The 15,455-nt window shown below is 70.9% G+C and carries 17 protein-coding genes and 1 tRNA gene; 13 read left to right on the top strand and 5 right to left on the bottom strand.

Annotated elements, in window-relative coordinates:
- Nucleotides 1-5: 5 nt before the first annotated feature.
- Nucleotides 6-1,328, top strand: a complete 1,323-nt coding sequence (locus tag VIU94_RS17945) for a hypothetical protein (RefSeq protein WP_414720968.1) — start codon at nt 6-8, stop codon at nt 1,326-1,328.
- 86 nt (nt 1,329-1,414) lie between these two features.
- Here VIU94_RS17945 and VIU94_RS17940 read toward each other — a convergent pair whose 3' ends face one another.
- On the bottom strand, nt 1,415-2,722 hold the full coding sequence (locus tag VIU94_RS17940; protein WP_331912684.1) for a serine/threonine-protein kinase: 1,308 nt from the start codon (nt 2,720-2,722) through the stop codon (nt 1,415-1,417).
- An 82-nt stretch (nt 2,723-2,804) separates the two neighbouring features.
- Nucleotides 2,805-3,353: a helix-turn-helix domain-containing protein gene (locus VIU94_RS17935; protein ID WP_331912682.1), complete on the bottom strand. Its 549-nt coding sequence runs from the start codon at nt 3,351-3,353 to the stop codon at nt 2,805-2,807.
- A 168-nt stretch (nt 3,354-3,521) separates the two neighbouring features.
- Between VIU94_RS17935 and VIU94_RS17930 the strand changes: the two genes are divergently transcribed.
- Nucleotides 3,522-3,594, top strand: a tRNA-Ala gene (locus tag VIU94_RS17930).
- Nucleotides 3,595-3,672: 78 nt separating this feature from the next.
- On the opposite strand, the gene VIU94_RS17925 is transcribed toward VIU94_RS17930, so the two are convergent.
- Nucleotides 3,673-4,854, bottom strand: a complete 1,182-nt coding sequence (locus VIU94_RS17925; protein WP_331912680.1) for an NAD(P)/FAD-dependent oxidoreductase — start codon at nt 4,852-4,854, stop codon at nt 3,673-3,675.
- Between the two features lie 163 nt (nt 4,855-5,017).
- On the opposite strand from VIU94_RS17925, the gene VIU94_RS17920 reads away from it, so the two are divergent.
- The 3 genes from VIU94_RS17920 to VIU94_RS17910 all read left to right on the top strand — a co-directional run bounded on the left by VIU94_RS17920 (nt 5,018) and on the right by VIU94_RS17910 (nt 7,881).
- Entirely contained in the window at nt 5,018-5,893 is an 876-nt protein-coding gene (locus VIU94_RS17920; RefSeq protein WP_331912678.1) for an RNA polymerase sigma-70 factor, read from the top strand.
- Nucleotides 5,894-6,048: 155 nt separating this feature from the next.
- On the top strand, nt 6,049-7,329 hold the full coding sequence (locus VIU94_RS17915; RefSeq protein ID WP_331912676.1) for an MFS transporter: 1,281 nt from the start codon (nt 6,049-6,051) through the stop codon (nt 7,327-7,329).
- Between the two features lie 150 nt (nt 7,330-7,479).
- Nucleotides 7,480-7,881, top strand: a complete 402-nt coding sequence (locus VIU94_RS17910) for a DUF6344 domain-containing protein (protein ID WP_331912674.1) — start codon at nt 7,480-7,482, stop codon at nt 7,879-7,881.
- Nucleotides 7,882-7,920: 39 nt separating this feature from the next.
- Here VIU94_RS17910 and VIU94_RS17905 read toward each other — a convergent pair whose 3' ends face one another.
- Nucleotides 7,921-8,637, bottom strand: a complete 717-nt coding sequence (locus VIU94_RS17905) for a DUF5324 family protein (protein WP_331912672.1) — start codon at nt 8,635-8,637, stop codon at nt 7,921-7,923.
- A 228-nt stretch (nt 8,638-8,865) separates the two neighbouring features.
- Here VIU94_RS17905 and VIU94_RS17900 point away from each other — a divergent pair, with 228 nt between their 5' ends.
- On the top strand, nt 8,866-9,393 hold the full coding sequence (locus VIU94_RS17900; protein WP_331912670.1) for a peptidylprolyl isomerase: 528 nt from the start codon (nt 8,866-8,868) through the stop codon (nt 9,391-9,393).
- A 122-nt stretch (nt 9,394-9,515) separates the two neighbouring features.
- Nucleotides 9,516-10,376: a rhomboid family intramembrane serine protease gene (locus VIU94_RS17895; RefSeq protein ID WP_331912668.1), complete on the top strand. Its 861-nt coding sequence runs from the start codon at nt 9,516-9,518 to the stop codon at nt 10,374-10,376.
- 285 nt (nt 10,377-10,661) lie between these two features.
- Here the strand turns inward: VIU94_RS17895 and crgA are convergent, their stop codons facing one another.
- Nucleotides 10,662-10,916, bottom strand: coding sequence for a cell division protein CrgA (gene crgA, locus VIU94_RS17890; RefSeq protein WP_331912666.1), 255 nt, complete (start codon nt 10,914-10,916; stop codon nt 10,662-10,664).
- Between the two features lie 138 nt (nt 10,917-11,054).
- Between crgA and VIU94_RS17885 the strand changes: the two genes are divergently transcribed.
- The 6 genes from VIU94_RS17885 (at nt 11,055) to VIU94_RS17860 (ending at nt 15,319) form a co-directional block, all read left to right on the top strand.
- Nucleotides 11,055-11,822: a DUF881 domain-containing protein gene (locus VIU94_RS17885; protein WP_331912664.1), complete on the top strand. Its 768-nt coding sequence runs from the start codon at nt 11,055-11,057 to the stop codon at nt 11,820-11,822.
- 36 nt (nt 11,823-11,858) lie between these two features.
- Nucleotides 11,859-12,548 (top strand): class E sortase, encoded by a 690-nt coding sequence (locus VIU94_RS17880; RefSeq protein WP_331912662.1) that lies wholly within the window; start codon nt 11,859-11,861, stop codon nt 12,546-12,548.
- A gap of 91 nt (nt 12,549-12,639) precedes the next feature.
- Nucleotides 12,640-12,801: a hypothetical protein gene (locus VIU94_RS17875; RefSeq protein WP_331912660.1), complete on the top strand. Its 162-nt coding sequence runs from the start codon at nt 12,640-12,642 to the stop codon at nt 12,799-12,801.
- On the top strand, nt 12,798-13,436 hold the full coding sequence (locus VIU94_RS17870) for an aminodeoxychorismate/anthranilate synthase component II (RefSeq protein ID WP_331912658.1): 639 nt from the start codon (nt 12,798-12,800) through the stop codon (nt 13,434-13,436). Before VIU94_RS17875 ends, VIU94_RS17870 begins: the two co-directional genes overlap by 4 nt.
- On the top strand, nt 13,433-14,629 hold the full coding sequence (locus tag VIU94_RS17865) for a class E sortase (protein ID WP_331912656.1): 1,197 nt from the start codon (nt 13,433-13,435) through the stop codon (nt 14,627-14,629). Before VIU94_RS17870 ends, VIU94_RS17865 begins: the two co-directional genes overlap by 4 nt.
- Nucleotides 14,630-14,644: 15 nt before the next feature.
- The gene (locus VIU94_RS17860) at nt 14,645-15,319 is read left to right on the top strand and encodes a class E sortase (protein WP_331912654.1); all 675 of its coding nucleotides are present in this window, start codon (nt 14,645-14,647) and stop codon (nt 15,317-15,319) included.
- Nucleotides 15,320-15,455 lie beyond the last annotated feature (136 nt).

Below are 15,455 nucleotides of genomic sequence, written 5' to 3'. Positions count from 1 at the left end.
AGCGCATCCGGACAGTGCGCGGCACGGGCCGCAGCGCCATGGCCGCGGTGGCGGCGCTGTGCGCGGTCGCGACGCTGCCCGGGCAGGCTTGGGCGGCAGGCGAGAGCCCGTACACGTACGACAGCGCGGCCAAGCAGGTGAAGGGCGCGGTGACGACGACGGACTCGGCGCAGCTGAAGCCGGGCGCGGTCTACCGGGACACCATCAAGAAGGACGGCAAGTCCTACTACCGGGTCGACCTCGACGGCGAGCACAACGCGTACGTGTCGGTCGTCGCGGTGCCGAAGCCCGGCGGCAAGGCCGACTACGGCGACGGCATCAAGGTCAGCCTGCAGGACGGCTCCGGCGCCCAGTGCAACTACGGGGAGGCGCAGTTCGGCTCGGCCGGCTACACCCGGCCGATCACCGCGTACGCGCAGCGGGCCATCGACCCGGACAACAGCAGCTGCCAGTCGCCCGGCGCGTACTACGTGCTGGTCGAGCGGACCAGCAAGTCCACGTCCACGCCCGAGGATTGGGGCCTGGAGATCCGGCATCTGACCGAGCCGACGCTGAAGGCGGCCGGGCCGACCGAGGCGCCCGAGGACTGGCCGTCCGCCTCGCCCCAGCCGCCGTCAGGCGGTCCGCAGAAGCGTCTCGGCGGCACCAGCTTCTACGCCGCCGCGGGCCTGACGCAGGGCGAGTGGCGCGACGACATCAAGCCGGGCCAGACGCTCTTCTACCGGGTGCCGATCGACTGGGGCCAGCAGATCTTCGCCACGGCCGAGCTGGGCAGCAGCGCCGTGGGCGACGAGTTGGTCAGCAACGCGCTGGTGCTGTCGCTGGACAACCCGGCCCGCGGGCATGTGAACGATCAGACGCTGACGTACAGCGGCAAGCAGGCCACGCTGGCGCTCGACCCGGAGCCGCCGGTCAAGTACGAGAACCGCTTCGAGTCCGACAGCTCGACCAGCGCCATGCGGTTCGCCGGCTGGTACTACCTGTCGGCCACGCTCAGCCCGGAGGTGGCGGCGGAGTACGGCGACAAGCCGATGCCGCTGACACTGCGGGTGAACATCACGGGCCAGGCCGATGAGGGCCCCGGGTACGTCGGGAACCCCGGGCCGTTCGCGGTGACCGAGGACGACCAGGACGCCGCCGCCAGCGGGCAGAGCGGGTCGGAGGCGGACGCGACCAGCGGCACGATGAAGCTGGTCGCGGCGGCCGGGATCGGCGCCGGGGTCGTCCTGCTGCTCGGGCTCGGCGGCTGGACGCTCGCCGCACGGCGACGGGCGACGCAGCAGGGCCCGCAGGATCCGCCGCAGTACGGGCCGCCGGCGTCCTGGTAGCCGGCGTGGACGGCCTTTGCGGGGCACCCAGGCCTGAGTGAGGTCTCAGGGCCTGGCTGAGGTCCCTCAGGCCTGGGTGAGGTCCCTCAGGCCTGAGTGAGTGCCCATATGCCGACCGCCAGGCAGACCAGAGCGACGATCAGCACCGGGATCGCCACCTTCGGGGGCGGTCCCGGTCGCGTCTGCGGGGCCGGGAGCGCCGCCGGGGCTGCCTGGGCGGGCACGCCCGCCGTCGGGGTCTGGAGGGGCGCGTGGGCCGTGTACTGGCGCGTCAGCGGCTGGTCGTACGGCACGGCGGCCGTGGGGGCCTGGGCGAAGTCCGGCGCGGCGGCGGCATGGGAAGAGGCCGGGTGCGCGGGGAGGGGGGCGGGCGGCTGCGTGGGGGCGGACACCGGGTGGGGCGAGGGGGTCGGCTGCTGGGGCGGCGGCGGGAGGTGGAAGCTGCCCGTCTCGGACGGGTTCGGCATCTGCCGCGTCTCCGGCGCGGCCGACGAGGCGGCCGACGCAGCGGCGGCCACCGGCCCCTCCGGGCCGAAACCGGACGGCAGCGGGCCGATCTGGTCGAAGACCTCGACCGGCTCCTCGTCCGGACCGGCCTCCGGCAGCATGTCGACCGCCGTGCTCAGCGCCTTGCGCGCGCCGGTGGCCGACCGGAACCGGGCCTGCGGGTCGGGCTGGAGCAGCCCGGCGAGCACCTGCCACATCGGCTCCGGGATGCCCTGCGGGGCGCCGGGAGTGCCGTGGGCGTTGAAGTAGTCGACCAGGGCCTGCGAGTCGGGCTTGGTGCCCTGGAGAAGGTAGAGCGCGACCAGGCCGACGGCGAACAGGTCCGCGGTGAAGTCCGGCTCCGCGCCGAGCATCTGCTCGGGCGCGAAGTAACCGGGCGTCCCCACGACGTAGTTCGTCTCGGTGAGCCGCGGCTCGCCCTTGCGCATGGAGATGCCGAAATCGGACAGCCGCAGATGCGGCCGCCCGGTTCCGGTGGCCTCCAGCAGGATGTTGGCCGGCTTGATGTCGCGGTGCACGACCCCCTCCGCGTGCACCGCGGCCAGACCGGCCAGCAACTGGTCCAGCAGGACGCAGACGAAACGCGGCGGCAGCGGGCCGTAGTCGCCGATGACGTGCGCCAGCGACCCGCCGCTCACCAGATCCATGGTGAACAGCACCTTGTCGTCGTCCGCGGCCCAGCTGGCCGGGGCGAGGACGTGCGGGTGGTCGATCCGGAGGGCCTGCTCGCGGACGAAGCGCAGCAGTGTGTGCGCGTCGCTCTGCTGCAGCACCTTCGCGGCCACATAGCGGCGCCGCCGGTGGTCCCAGGCACGCCATACCGCGCCCACGCCACCGCGTCCGATCGGGTCGATCAGTTCGTACCGACCAGCGAAGACCTCACCCATTGCGCCGCGCCGCTCCCGTCGTGCCGTCTCTACGTCTCTACGTCAGTTCTGCTGCGTCAGTCTCGCCTGTGCGTCTGCCGCGTCAGTTCTGGTGCGACTCGTAGTGCGAGACCGCGTCGGACGTACGGCCCGCGCCGTACACCCGGAGGAACTCTGCCAGCTCCGGGTGCGTCGGGGCGAGGGAGTCCGCGGCATCGATGATGTCGCCGGCCGCCGCGACCGAGCGCAGCAGCGACTGGATCTCGCGGACCACGCGGCGCACGGTCGGCGCGCCCGAGCTGTTCGTCGTCTGGCTGGTGCTGGTCAGGACCGAGCCGCCCTGCGACTTCTTGATCTCGTCCATCCGGTCGGTGGCCTCCGCGGCGCTCACGCTGCCGTCCGCGACCAGCCCGGCGAGCTCCTGCAGGGCCTGGACGCGCTGGACGACGGCCGGATTGCCGATCTTGGCCCGCTGGCCGCTCATCAGCTGGGACAGCATGGGCGCGGACAGGCCGAGCACGGCCGCGAGCCGGGCCTGGTTCAGCCCCAGATCGTCGATCAGCCGACGGAAGAGCGCCCCCAGCGGCTCTCCGTACCAACTGCGCTGAAGCTCTCTGGCTCTTGCCGTGGCTTCCTGCTGCGCTGCATCCATTGCTTCTCCCCATCCCTGCGGTTCGCTGCTGCGAACCTCGCCAGCATCTTACGGAGAGTGGTCGCACACCGGGAGCCCCAATCCTTTTGCGGGATACCGGGGGTGAACCGGTACTCTGGTCTGCGGCGCTGCCCGGTCCGTACGACCGAGTGGACGCCGACCCCTCTCGGGGCCTTAGCTCAGTTGGTAGAGCGCTGTCTTTGCATGGCAGATGTCAGGGGTTCGACTCCCCTAGGCTCCACTTTCCAAACCCCCTCCGACCTGCGGAAACGCAGGAGGAGGGGGTTTTGCTGCGCCTGGGCCCGGCGCATGGCGTCCGTCACGACGCCGCGGGCTTGCGGGTGGCGCGGCCGCCCTTGGAGACGAGGGTGGTGACGTTCATCCGCTTGCTGAACCGGTAGGTCATGAGCGGGCTGCCGCTGACGAACTCCTTGTACGCGACCGCGCTGCGCCCGGTCAGGCGCATGCCGACCGGGGTGAAGTCGGCCCTGGTGAACTGGATGACGGCGTCCCGCCGGCCGAGGCTGACCGGCTGGTGGAAGTAGCCGAAGCGGAACGGCCTGACGGTCTTGCCGTGCAGCAGCCGAGCGATCGTGTCGGCGGTGTACTGGGCGGTCGGCAGCCCGCTCTGGCAGGAGCCGTGGAGCTGTCCGTAGCCCATGCGGACGGCGGCGGCGTCGCCGACGGCGTGGATCTCCGGGTGGGACACCGACCGCAGCGTGGCGTCGGTCAGGATCAGGCCGCGGTCGTCGGTGGCGATCTTGGCGTCGGCGGCGAGCGGCGACACCTTGACGCCGGCGGTCCACAGGCAGGCGTCGGAGCGGATGATCCGTCCGTCCGCGAGCTCGACGGCGTCGGGCAGCACCTCGGTGACGCGGGCGCCGGTCTCCAGGGTGATGCCGAGGCGGTCCAGCACCCGGTGGAGGTACGCGCGGGCCTTGGCGCCCATCATCGCGCCGGGCTCCTCGGTGCTGATCAGGGTGACGTTCAGCCCCGGGTGGGCCTCCGCGAGCTCCGCGGCCGCCTCGATGCCGGTCAGGCCTCCGCCGCAGACGGTGAGGGCGCCGCCGGCCTGCGCGACCTCGGCGATGCGCGCCGCGAACCGGCCGGCGATCTCCGGGCTGTTGAGGGTGAACGCGTGGGCCTCGGCTCCGGGGACGTTGCCGGTGTCGGTCGAGCTGCCCAGCGCGTAGACGAGCGTGTCGTACCCGAGGGGCGTGGCGCCGTCGACGGTGATGCGCCGGGCCTCGGGATCGATCGCGGTGGCGGCGCCCTGGACGAACGTGACGCCGGTACCGGCGAGCAGATCGGAGATCCGGTGGTGGGCCAGCTCCTGTCCGGCGGCGATCTGATGCATCCGCAGCCGCTCGACGAACCGGCTCGACGGGTTGACCAGAGTGATCTTCACACCGGCCCGGCGGGTGCGGTGGGCCAGCCGGATGGCGCTGAACATTCCCGTGTAGCCGGCGCCGAGAACGACGACGTGGTGGCCGTTGGTCATAGCGATCTCCCAGGGCGGGCACCGGCTTCGGTACCGGTGACGCCTATGGGACAGGCAGACCCCCGCCAGGCGTGACACGGCATCGATGTGACCTACGTCACGTCAGGGTGCGAGGTCTCAAGGTCCTTGCCGCGAAAGCTTCGCCGCTGACAGCCTGAGGCGCATGATCGATACGCCTGCGGCCGATGCCGTCGACGACTTCACCGCCCATCGGCGGCTGCTGTTCGCCACCGCGTACCGGATGCTCGGCAGCGTCGCCGATGCCGAGGACGTGCTCCAGGACGCCTGGCTCAAGTGGTCCCAGACGGACCGCGGCTCGGTCGCCCACGCACGCGCCTACCTCGTGCGGACGGTCACCAACCTCTCGTTGAACCGCCTCACCTCGGCTCGGGCCACCCGCGAGTCCTATGTCGGCCAGTGGTTGCCCGAACCGCTGCTCACCGCCCCTGACGTCAGCGAGGGGGCCGAATTGGCGGACAGCGTGTCCACCGCCCTGCTCGTCGTCCTCGAAAGCCTCAGCCCGGTCGAGCGTGCGGTGTTCGTGCTGCGCGAGGTGTTCGGATACTCGCATGCCGAGATCGCCGGCATCCTCGACCGCAGCGAGGCGACCGTCCGGCAGACCGCCCACCGCGCCCGCGAGCACGTCCAGGCCCGGCGCCCGCGCTACGACACCGACCAGGAACAGCGGCAGGCGGTCACCGAGCGCTTCCTCGCCGCCTGCACCGGTGGTGACCTGAACGCCATGATGGAACTCCTCGCCCCCGACGTGACCGCCTGGGCCGACGGCGGCGGCAAGGTCACCGCGGCCCGCCGCCCCCTGCACGGCACCGACCCCGTGGCCCGCTGGATGCTCGGCGTGCTGGCCAAGCCCGAACTCCACGGCATGACCCTGGAGACCGCGCTCGTCAACGGCGAGCAGGGCGTGCTGTTCGTGATGGGCGCGCACCCGATCGGCGCGCTGACCTACGACCTGAACGACGGCCTCATGCAGAACCTGCGATTCCAGGTCAATCCGGACAAGCTGAGCGGTCTGCGCTGACGCGAGCCGGGGGCGCCGACACGGCGCCCCCGGCTCGCCGAGCCGTCGCCGCCCACGGGTCCGCTCGGCCCCCACCCACGGGGGTGTATTGGCCCATTCTCCCTGGGCCTGAGTGGACCAGGTAAGCGGGCCAGTACGGGCCTAGCGTCATGGACATGGTCCTCACTCTCCTGCCCCCGCCCGGAGCGCCCCGCGCGCTCGCCGCCGCGCAGCTGAGCAACTCCGTCGGCGACGGCGCCTTCTACGTGTGCTCCGCGCTGTACTTCGCCCAGATCGTCGGCCTCTCCGCCGCGCAGATCGGCCTCGGGCTCACCCTCGCCTGGGCGATCGGGTCCGTGGCCGGCGTCCCGCTGGGCCACCTGGCCGACCAGCGCGGGGCCCGCGGCACCGCCGTGGTGCTCGCGCTGCTGACCGCGACGGCCGTCGCCTCGTTCCTCTTCATCCGCTCGTACGCGCCCTTCCTCATCGCCGCCGCGGCCTACGCGACCGCGCAGTGCGGACTGGCCGCCGCCCGACAGGCGCTGCTCGCCGGACTGGTGGACAAGGACGCGCGCACCGGCGTCATGGCCCGGCTGCAGTCCACGCTCAACGCCGGACTCGCCCTCGGCGCCGGGCTCGGCGGCCTGGCGCTCCACGCGGGCACGCGGGCGGCCTTCCTCGGGGTGTTCGCGCTGGATGCGGTGGCCTTTCTGATCTGCGCGCTGGTGCTCGCCAGGCTGCCGAAGCTGCCGCCGGTGACCGCTGCCGAGTCGGCCTCGGCCGACGGCGCGGCCGGCGCGGCCTCCGGTGCCTCTGCGGCCGACGGCGCGGACCGGTTCGCCGTACTCCGGGACCGCCCGTACGCGCTGGTCAGCCTGCTCAACGCGGTCCTGCTGCTGCGGCTGCCGCTGCTGAGCCTGGCGCTGCCGCTGTGGATCCCGGCCCGGACCGACGCCCCCGACTGGACGGTCTCGGCCCTGTTCGTCCTCAACACCGCCGCCGTGATGCTCTTCCAGGTCCGCACGGCCCGGTTCGTCACCGACCTGGCGTCGGCGACGCGCGCGGTACGGACGTCGGGTGCGGTGATGCTCGTCTCGTGCGCGGTCTTCGCGCTGTCGGCCGCCGCGCTGCCGGCCCGGGCGGCGCTCGCCGTCCTCCTCGTGGGTGCGGCCCTTCAGGTCGCCGGGGAGATGCGGCATTCCGCCGGGGCCTGGCAGATCTCCTTCGACCTCGCGCCCGCCGACCGCATCGGCCAGTACCAGGGCTTCTTCGGCACCGGAGTGCCCGCCGCACGGACGGCGGGGCCGCTGCTGGTCACCGCGCTCCTGGTGACCTGGGGCGTGCCGGGCTGGTTCGTGCTCGGCGGGATCTTCCTGGCGGCCGGATGCGCGATGGGGCCCGCGGTGCGCCGGGCCGAGGCGGCCGTCGCCCGGCGGGAGTTCGCGACCGTGCGTTGAGCCGCACGGGTGGTGTTCATCGGAATAACTGCGCGGGGGCGGCGTCGCTCCCCGGCTTTCCCCCGTGCGTACACATCATGAGAAAGGTATGTAGATCGCGCAACCTGAAATGAACCATCCGAGAACCGTACGTATCGAAAGCGAGGGGCCATGGCCGCCGTCAAGGTCAAGCAGTTCTGGACCGCCTTCATCTCCGTACTCGTCGCCCTCCTGGGCGCCCTCGGCCTGGCGACCCCCGCCACCGCCGCCCAGCAGCCCGCCGTCAGCCGCCCGGAGGAGCCGGCCGCGGACAACGCCGCCGCCCGGGTGCTCGCGACGGTGCCCGCACAGGCGAACCGACGAGCGCCCGTACGGGACCGGTCCCTGCCGCCCACCATCAAGCAGCGCATCCGCGCCGAGGCGCACGGCTCCACGCCGTCGGTACGCCACCTGCCCGCGGACGACGCTCTCGAGACCGACCCGGCCGGGCGCGCGGAACTGACCGAGCTCGCCGACCGTTCCCTCGCGGGGACCGCCCAGGCCGCGGGGACCGCGGCCATCGCGACGGCCTAGACGCCGGGAGCGCTCAGTCTCCCGGCGCCGGCACCGGAGTCAATGTCCGCGGCGCTCGTCGCGGTCGGCATCGGCAGCATCGGCCTCGGCCTGCTTGGCCTCCAGCTCGGCATCGAGCGTGTCACTGCCGTCGACGGACGACAGCGGGGAACGACCCCCACCCTCCGACCCCTCCGAGACCTCGGTGGGCGCGGGCGGTTCGACCAGCCAGTCGGGATTGGCCTGCTTGTCCCACCACTTCCACGCGCAGAAGGCCCCACCGGCCAGCACCCCGAGGACCAAGACCCACTTGGCGGCGGCCCCGGCCCTGGCCCGACGCTCGTGCTTCTTGACGATCTTTCTGATCTCCTTCGGCGTCACCTGACCGCGCAGCGCGGCCCAGGCGGCGGTGGAACGCGATCCGGCCTCCTCCAGGACGGGACCGGTCGCGGCGACCGCGTATTCCACACGCGGCACGGTGTAGTCGGCTGCCATACGGGCGGCTTTGCGGGAACGGTCCGCCGCGAGTTGCGCGGCCGCGTCCACCCGCGGCGGTACATGCGGTGCGACATGGGCGTCGTACTGCACACGAGCTTGAACACGGGCCTGATGTGCGGCCTTCGAGACCTTCGGTGCGAGTTTGACGCGTGCCTCATGCGCATACTGCGCGGCCTGGTCCTTGGCCGTGCCTGCGTAGGGCGCCACCACTTCCGCGGCGTGCAGCACGCTGTCCTTCGCCGAACCGGTCGCGGCGCGCACGCTGTCCATGCGGGTCACGGGATCCTCCTCCTCGGTGGCGTAATCGCGGGATCCGGGACGTGCCGAGGGCGGCACCTCCCGAACAGGGCACAGTTCGCATATCCGCCCTTCGCGAAATCATGCCTGCAGATCGCCGGTCCGGCATGCGGGACAGCCATCCGGGTCACGCTGCTGCCTCCCCGTCCCTTCCGTGCCCACCCGTGCGAGGATCGGTTCACGTCAGTGCAGACTCACGGAAGGCACATCGTGGCCGAGCAGCTTTACGCCACCCTGAAGACCAACCAGGGCGACATCGAGATTCGGCTCCTGCCGAACCACGCCCCGAAGACGGTCAAGAACTTCGTCGAGCTCGCCCAGGGCGAGCGCGAGTGGACCCACCCGGCCACCGGCAAGAAGTCCACGGACCGCCTGTACGACGGCACCGTCTTCCACCGGGTCATCGAGGGCTTCATGATCCAGGGCGGCGACCCGCTGGGCAACGGCACCGGCGGCCCGGGCTACGAGTTCGCCGACGAGTTCCACCCCGAGCTCGCCTTCGACAAGCCGTACCTGCTGGCCATGGCCAACGCCGGCCCGGGCACCAACGGCTCGCAGTTCTTCATCACCGTCGCCCCGACCGCGTGGCTGACCCGCAAGCACACCATCTTCGGCGAGGTCGCCGGCGACGCGAGCAAGAAGGTCGTCGACGAGATCGTCGGCGCCCGCACCAACCCGCGCACCGACCGCCCGGTCAACGACGTGGTCATCGAGTCCGTCGTGATCGAGAAGCGCTAGCGCGCCGGCCGCAGGCTCCTCCCCGTCACGGGGAACCTTTTCGCCCCGCCCGTCCGTAAGGATGGGCGGGGCGGTGCGTTGCCCGCACCCCACCACAGCCCATGTCCTCGGGAGGGACCCCCATGGAGTCCGGTCTGTCGCGCTGCTATCGCCACCCGGACGTGGAGACCGGCATCCGCTGCACCCGGTGCGAGAAGCCGATCTGCCCGCAGTGCATGGTCAGCGCCTCCGTCGGCTTCCAGTGCCCGGACTGCGTCCGCAACGGCTCCGGCACCGGCCACGCCGCCGGGGCCAACCAGCCGCGCACCATCGCCGGCGGCCGGGTAGCGGCCGACGGGCGCTTCGTCACCAAGATCCTCATCGCGATCAACCTGGGCCTGTTCATCGCCGTCCTTGTCGCCGGCGACCGGCTCGTCGACGAGCTCTCACTGATCGGCTACGCGTTCAGCCCGCAGCTCGGCGAGGTCGTCGGGGTCGCGGACGGCGAGTGGTACCGGCTGCTCACGTCCACGGTTCTGCACCAGGAGATCCCGCACTTCGTCTTCAACATGCTGGGCCTGTGGTTCATCGGCGGGATGGTCGAGCCCGAGCTGGGCCGCCGCCGCTTCGCCCTGCTCTGCCTGGTCTCCGGTCTCTCCGGGTCCACGCTGGCCTATCTGGTCGCCGCGCCGAACCAGCCGTCGCTGGGCGCGTCCGGCATCGTCTTCGGCCTGATCGGCGCATTCGCGGTGCTGGCCCGGCGGCGCAGGTACGACATGCGGCCGGTGGCGCTCTTCGTCGGCCTGGCGCTGCTGCTGACCTTCACCCGGGAGGGGATCTCCTGGGAGGCCCATGTGGGCGGTCTGGTGGGCGGCGCGCTGGTGACCCTGGTTCTGGTGCACGCGCCGCGGGAGCGGCGCCGGCTGGTGCAGGCCGCGGGCTGCGTGCTGATCCTGGCGCTGGACCTGGGGATCGTACTGGCCCGGTCCGCCTCGCTGGTCTGAGCCGAGTGCCTGAGTCGCATGCCCCGTGAAAGCTTTCCCCAGAGTTGTCCACAGCGTGTACCGGATCTTGTGCACGGGGTGGGCAAAAGCTTCGCCCCTCGCCCCTGACCTGGTATTTCTCGGTCGGGGCGAGGGGCGAGCGAGGAATGTGGCGGGGTATCCCCAGTCACATCGGCGTCAACCGGATCCAAGTTATCCACAGATCGTCGTAACTTTGTCCCCAGCGGTGTGGACAACTCTGTGGATAAGTTCAGGGGTGAGGTTGACGCCGTAGCGGGCGACCCGCTACTTCCACTGCGTCGAGACGCCGAACCCGGCGGCGATGAAGCCGAAGCCGACCACGATGTTCAAGTTCCCGAGGGACTTGATGGGCAGCGTGCCGTCGGTGACATAGAAGACGACGATCCAGACCAGGCCGATCAGGAAGAGCGCGAGCATCACCGGCGCCACCCAGCTGCTGCTGGTCAGCTTGATGTTGGTCGCCTGCTTCGCCGGCGGCGGCGTGAAGTCGGCCTTCTTGCGGATACGTGACTTCGGCACGAGGGACTCTCCTGTCGATGCGCTGCGTGACCGCGCAGGGAACTGGGGCTGGCACCGGGAAGGGGTGGGAGGACCACCGGCCCCCCGGGGCGTCAGTTAGCGTAGTGCTTCCGCGGCGCCGAAGGGGATCAGGGTACGTTGAGCAATTCTGCCGACTCTCCCGCCGGACCGGAGCGACCCACACGCTGGAGCCCGGTCCGCGTGCTCACGGCTGCCGTTTTCGCACTCGCCGGGCTGATCTTCGTCACCAGCTTCAACACGGCCAAGGGCACCAATATCCGCACGGACGCCTCCCTGCTGCGCCTGTCCGACCTGATCGAGGAGCGCAGTCACCGCAACGGCGAGCTCGATGAGTCGACGGCGGCCGTGCGCGACCAGGTCGACGCCCTCGCCCGCCGCGACGACGGCTCCACCAAGGCCGAGGACGCGAAGCTGCGTGCCCTGGAGGCCGCGGCCGGCACGACGAAGGTCAGCGGACCGGCCGTCACCGTCACCCTGAACGACGCCCCGCCGAACGCCCAGGCCGCCCCTGGCTACCCCGAGCCGCAGGCCAACGACCTGGTCATCCACCAGCAGGACCTCCAGGCCGTGGTGAACGCCCTGTGGAAGGGCGGCGCGACCGGGATCAAGGTCATGGACCAGCGGCTGATCTCGACCAGCGCCGTGCGCTGCGTCGGCAACACCCTGATCCTCCAGGGCCGCGTCTACTCGCCCCCGTACAAGATCACCGCGGTCGGTGACCGCGGGGCGCTCGACAAGGCGCTCAAAGCCTCCCCGGCGCTGCAGAACTACCAGCTGTACGTGAAGGCCTACGGCCTCGGCTGGAAAGTCGACGAGCACGATGCGGTGACTCTGCCGGGTTACTCCGGCACAGTGGATCTCCACTACGCCAAGCCGAGCGGCTGACGCCCGCCTGCCCGCCCGGCCGCCCAAGGGGGTCCGGTGGTGCTCTCGGTACGCCTGGTCGTGCGGACCCTCAGCGAGCTGTGCATCACCGTAGGGGCCGTGATCGTCCTCTTCGTCGGGTACGTGATGTTCTGGACCGGCGTGAAGGCCGAGGCCGCGATGGACGGCCAGATCCAGCTGCTGCAGGACGAATGGGTCGGCCGCGAGGCGGTGCCCGCCCCGGCGCGGGCGACCCCGCCTCCCCCGCCCCCGTACCGCGACGGCAAGGGCCTCGCCGTCATGTACATCCCCCGCTTCGGGCCGGAGTGGGACTGGCCCGTCCTGGAGGGCACCGAGGTCGCCACCCTCAAGAAGGGCCTCGGCCACTACGCCCGCTCCGCCCGCCTCGGCGAGACCGGCAACTTCGCGGTCGCCGGCCACCGCCGCACCTACGGGGACCCGTTCAAGGACGTCCCCCGGCTCCGCCCCGGGGACGCGGTCGTCCTGACGGACGGGACGACCTGGTTCACGTACCGGATCACGAACAAGCCGTACCGGACCGTGCCCACCGACACGCGTGTGATCGACCCGGTGCCGCGCAGGTCCGGATTCGACGGGCCGGGACGCTATCTGACGCTGACCACCTGCGAGCCGGAGTGGGGCAGCAGCCACCGGCTGATCGTCTGGGCGCATCTCGACGCCACGCAGCCTGTGACGCAGGGCAGACCCGAAGCTTTGAACACCTGACCCAAGTCGACCGCTTCGCCCTTTACTCTGGTCCCGTCGAGCAGGACGCGGACAGCAGGAAAACAGACAGACGGAAGGACCGGCAGACGTCATGTACGGCTGGATCTGGCGGCATCTGCCGGGCAACACCCTGGTGCGGGCGATCATCTCGTTCGTACTGGTCCTCGCTGTCGTCTACGTGCTCTTCCAGTACGTGTTCCCCTGGGCGGAGCCGCTGCTTCCGTTCAACGATGTGACGGTGGACGGTCAGTGAGCGCGCGGATTCTCGTCGTCGACAACTACGACAGCTTCGTCTTCAACCTCGTCCAGTACCTGTACCAGCTCGGTGCGGAGTGCGAGGTGCTGCGCAACGACGAGGTGGCCCTGAAGCACGCCCAGGACGGCTTCGACGGCGTTCTGCTGTCCCCGGGCCCCGGCGCACCGGAGCAGGCCGGCGTCTGCATCGACATGGTCCGGCACTGCGCGGCCACGGGCGTGCCGGTCTTCGGCGTCTGCCTGGGCATGCAGTCGATGGCGGTGGCGTACGGGGGCGTGGTGGACCGGGCCCCCGAGCTGCTGCACGGCAAGACCTCGCTGGTCACGCACGGCGGCAAGGGCGTCTTCGCGGGGCTGCCGTCGCCGTTCACCGCGACGCGGTACCACTCGCTGGCCGCGGAGCCGGCCGACCTGCCGGACGAGCTGGAGGTCACTGCGCAGACCGAGGACGGCATCATCATGGGCCTGCGGCACCGTGAATTCGCGGTGGAGGGCGTGCAGTTCCACCCCGAGTCGGTGCTGACCGAGCACGGCCACCTGATGCTCGCCAACTGGCTGGAGCAGTGCGGCGACGAGGGTGCGGTGGGCCGCTCGGCCGGGCTCGCGCCGGTGGTGGGCAAGGCCGTCGCGTGACGACGGGTTCGCCCTGGTTCCGGGCGCCGAACCTGTCGGGCCCGGAGGCGGAGCGGGCTCAGGATCCGTACGGGGACGGGCAGGGGTACGCCGCTGCCCCGGACGCTTACGCGTATGGGCAGGAGCCGGAACCGACGCCGGTGTACGAGCCGGAGCCCACGGCCGCGTACGAGCCGGAGCCCACGGCCGTGTACGAGCCGGACGTGACCGCCGTGTACGAGCCGATACCGGAGCCGTACGCGTACGAGCCTGCGCCGGAGCCGTACGAGCCCGAGCCCGGGTCCGTGCCGGAGCCGTACGTCCATGACGTCCGGGACGACGAGACGGTGGGGCTGCGGACGGTCGCACCGCCGTCATCCGTGTCGCCGTCGCCGGCGGCGGATCTCGGTCCGGGCCGGGCGGAGCGCCGCCGAGCGGCGAAGGCGCGGGGCCGGAAGGGCGTCACGGCCCCTCCAGCGCCCGAACGGGACGAGGGTCGACCGATGTCCCGGGTGGAGGCCCGGAGGGCCGCACGCGCCCGTAAGGACAGCGTGGGCGTGGTCGCCAGCCGGGTGGTGGGCGAAGTGTTCATCACTTTCGGCGTCGTGATGCTGTTGTTCGTCACGTACCAGCTGTGGTGGACCAACGTCCGGGCCGGGCAGGAGGCGGACACCGCGAAGGACCGGATCGCGGAGGACTGGGCGAAGGGCCGTAAGCCGGGCGCGTTCGAGCCGGGCCAGGGCTTCGCCATCATGTACATCCCCAAGCTCGACGTCGTGGTGCCGATCGCCGAGGGCATCAGCAAGCCGAAGGTGCTGGACCGGGGCATGGTCGGCCACTACGGCGAGGGCACGCTGAAGACGGCGATGCCGCGGGACAAGCAGGGGAACTTCGCGGTGGCCGGCCACCGGAACACGCACGGCGAACCGTTCCGCTACATCAATCAGCTGAAGCCCGGCGATCCGATCGTGGTGGAGACGCAGGACGCGTACTACACATACGAGATGGCGCACATCCTGCCGCAGACCTCGCCGTCGAACGTCTCCGTGATCGAACCCGTTCCGCGGGGGTCGGGGTTCACCAAGCCCGGCCGATACATCACACTGACCACTTGCACCCCCGAGTTCACGAGCACCTACCGGATGATCGTGTGGGGGAAGATGGTCGAGGAACGCCCGCGCAGCAAGGGGAAACCGGACGCGCTCGTAGGCTGAGAGGAAACCGACACAGTGTCACGTGCGCGCGACCGGATCGCCGGCATCATCAGTGTCTTCGGCGAACTGCTCATCACGGCGGGGGTGCTGCTCGGTCTGTTCGTCGTCTACTCGCTGTGGTGGACGAACGTCCTCGCCGACCAGGCCGCCGCGAAGGACGGCAACCAGGTCCGCGACCGCTGGGCGGGCGGCCCGGGCGCGCTGGACACCAAGGACGGCATCGGCTTCCTGCACGTCCCGGCGATGAAGAACGGCGAGATACTCGTCAAGCAGGGGACCGACAGCAAGACCCTGAACAACGGCGTCGCCGGCTACTACGTGGACCCGGTCAAGTCGGCCCTCCCGAAGGACAAGCAGGGCAACTTCACGCTGGCCGCGCACCGCGACGGCCACGGGGCGAAGTTCCACAACATTCACAAGCTGAAGACCGGCGACTCGATCGTCTTCGAGTCCAAGGACACCTGGTACGTCTACAAGGTCTTCAAGACCATGCCGCAGACGACCAAGTACAACGTGGAAGTGCTGCAGCCCGTCCCGAAGCAGTCCGGCAAGAAGAAGCCGGGCCGCTACATCACCCTGACGACCTGCACCCCGATGTACACCTCGGACTACCGCTTCATCGTCTGGGGCGAACTGGAGCGCACGGAGAAGGTCGACAACACGAGGACGCCACCGGCGGAGCTTCGCTGACGACTTGGCCTGACAGGCCGGGGGCGGAGCCCCGCATACACATCGACGCGTAGGGCCCGCCTCCCTGAGGAGGCGGGCCCTACGCGTCGTGTCGTTACCGGCGGGGCTAGCCCGTGGCGCCGCCGAAGAACCCGCC

Source organism: Streptomyces sp. (assembly GCF_036566765.1).
GTDB lineage: Bacteria > Actinomycetota > Actinomycetes > Streptomycetales > Streptomycetaceae > Streptomyces.
Note: the sequence above shows the minus strand (reverse complement) of the source record. Positions and strands in the feature narration are given on the sequence as shown.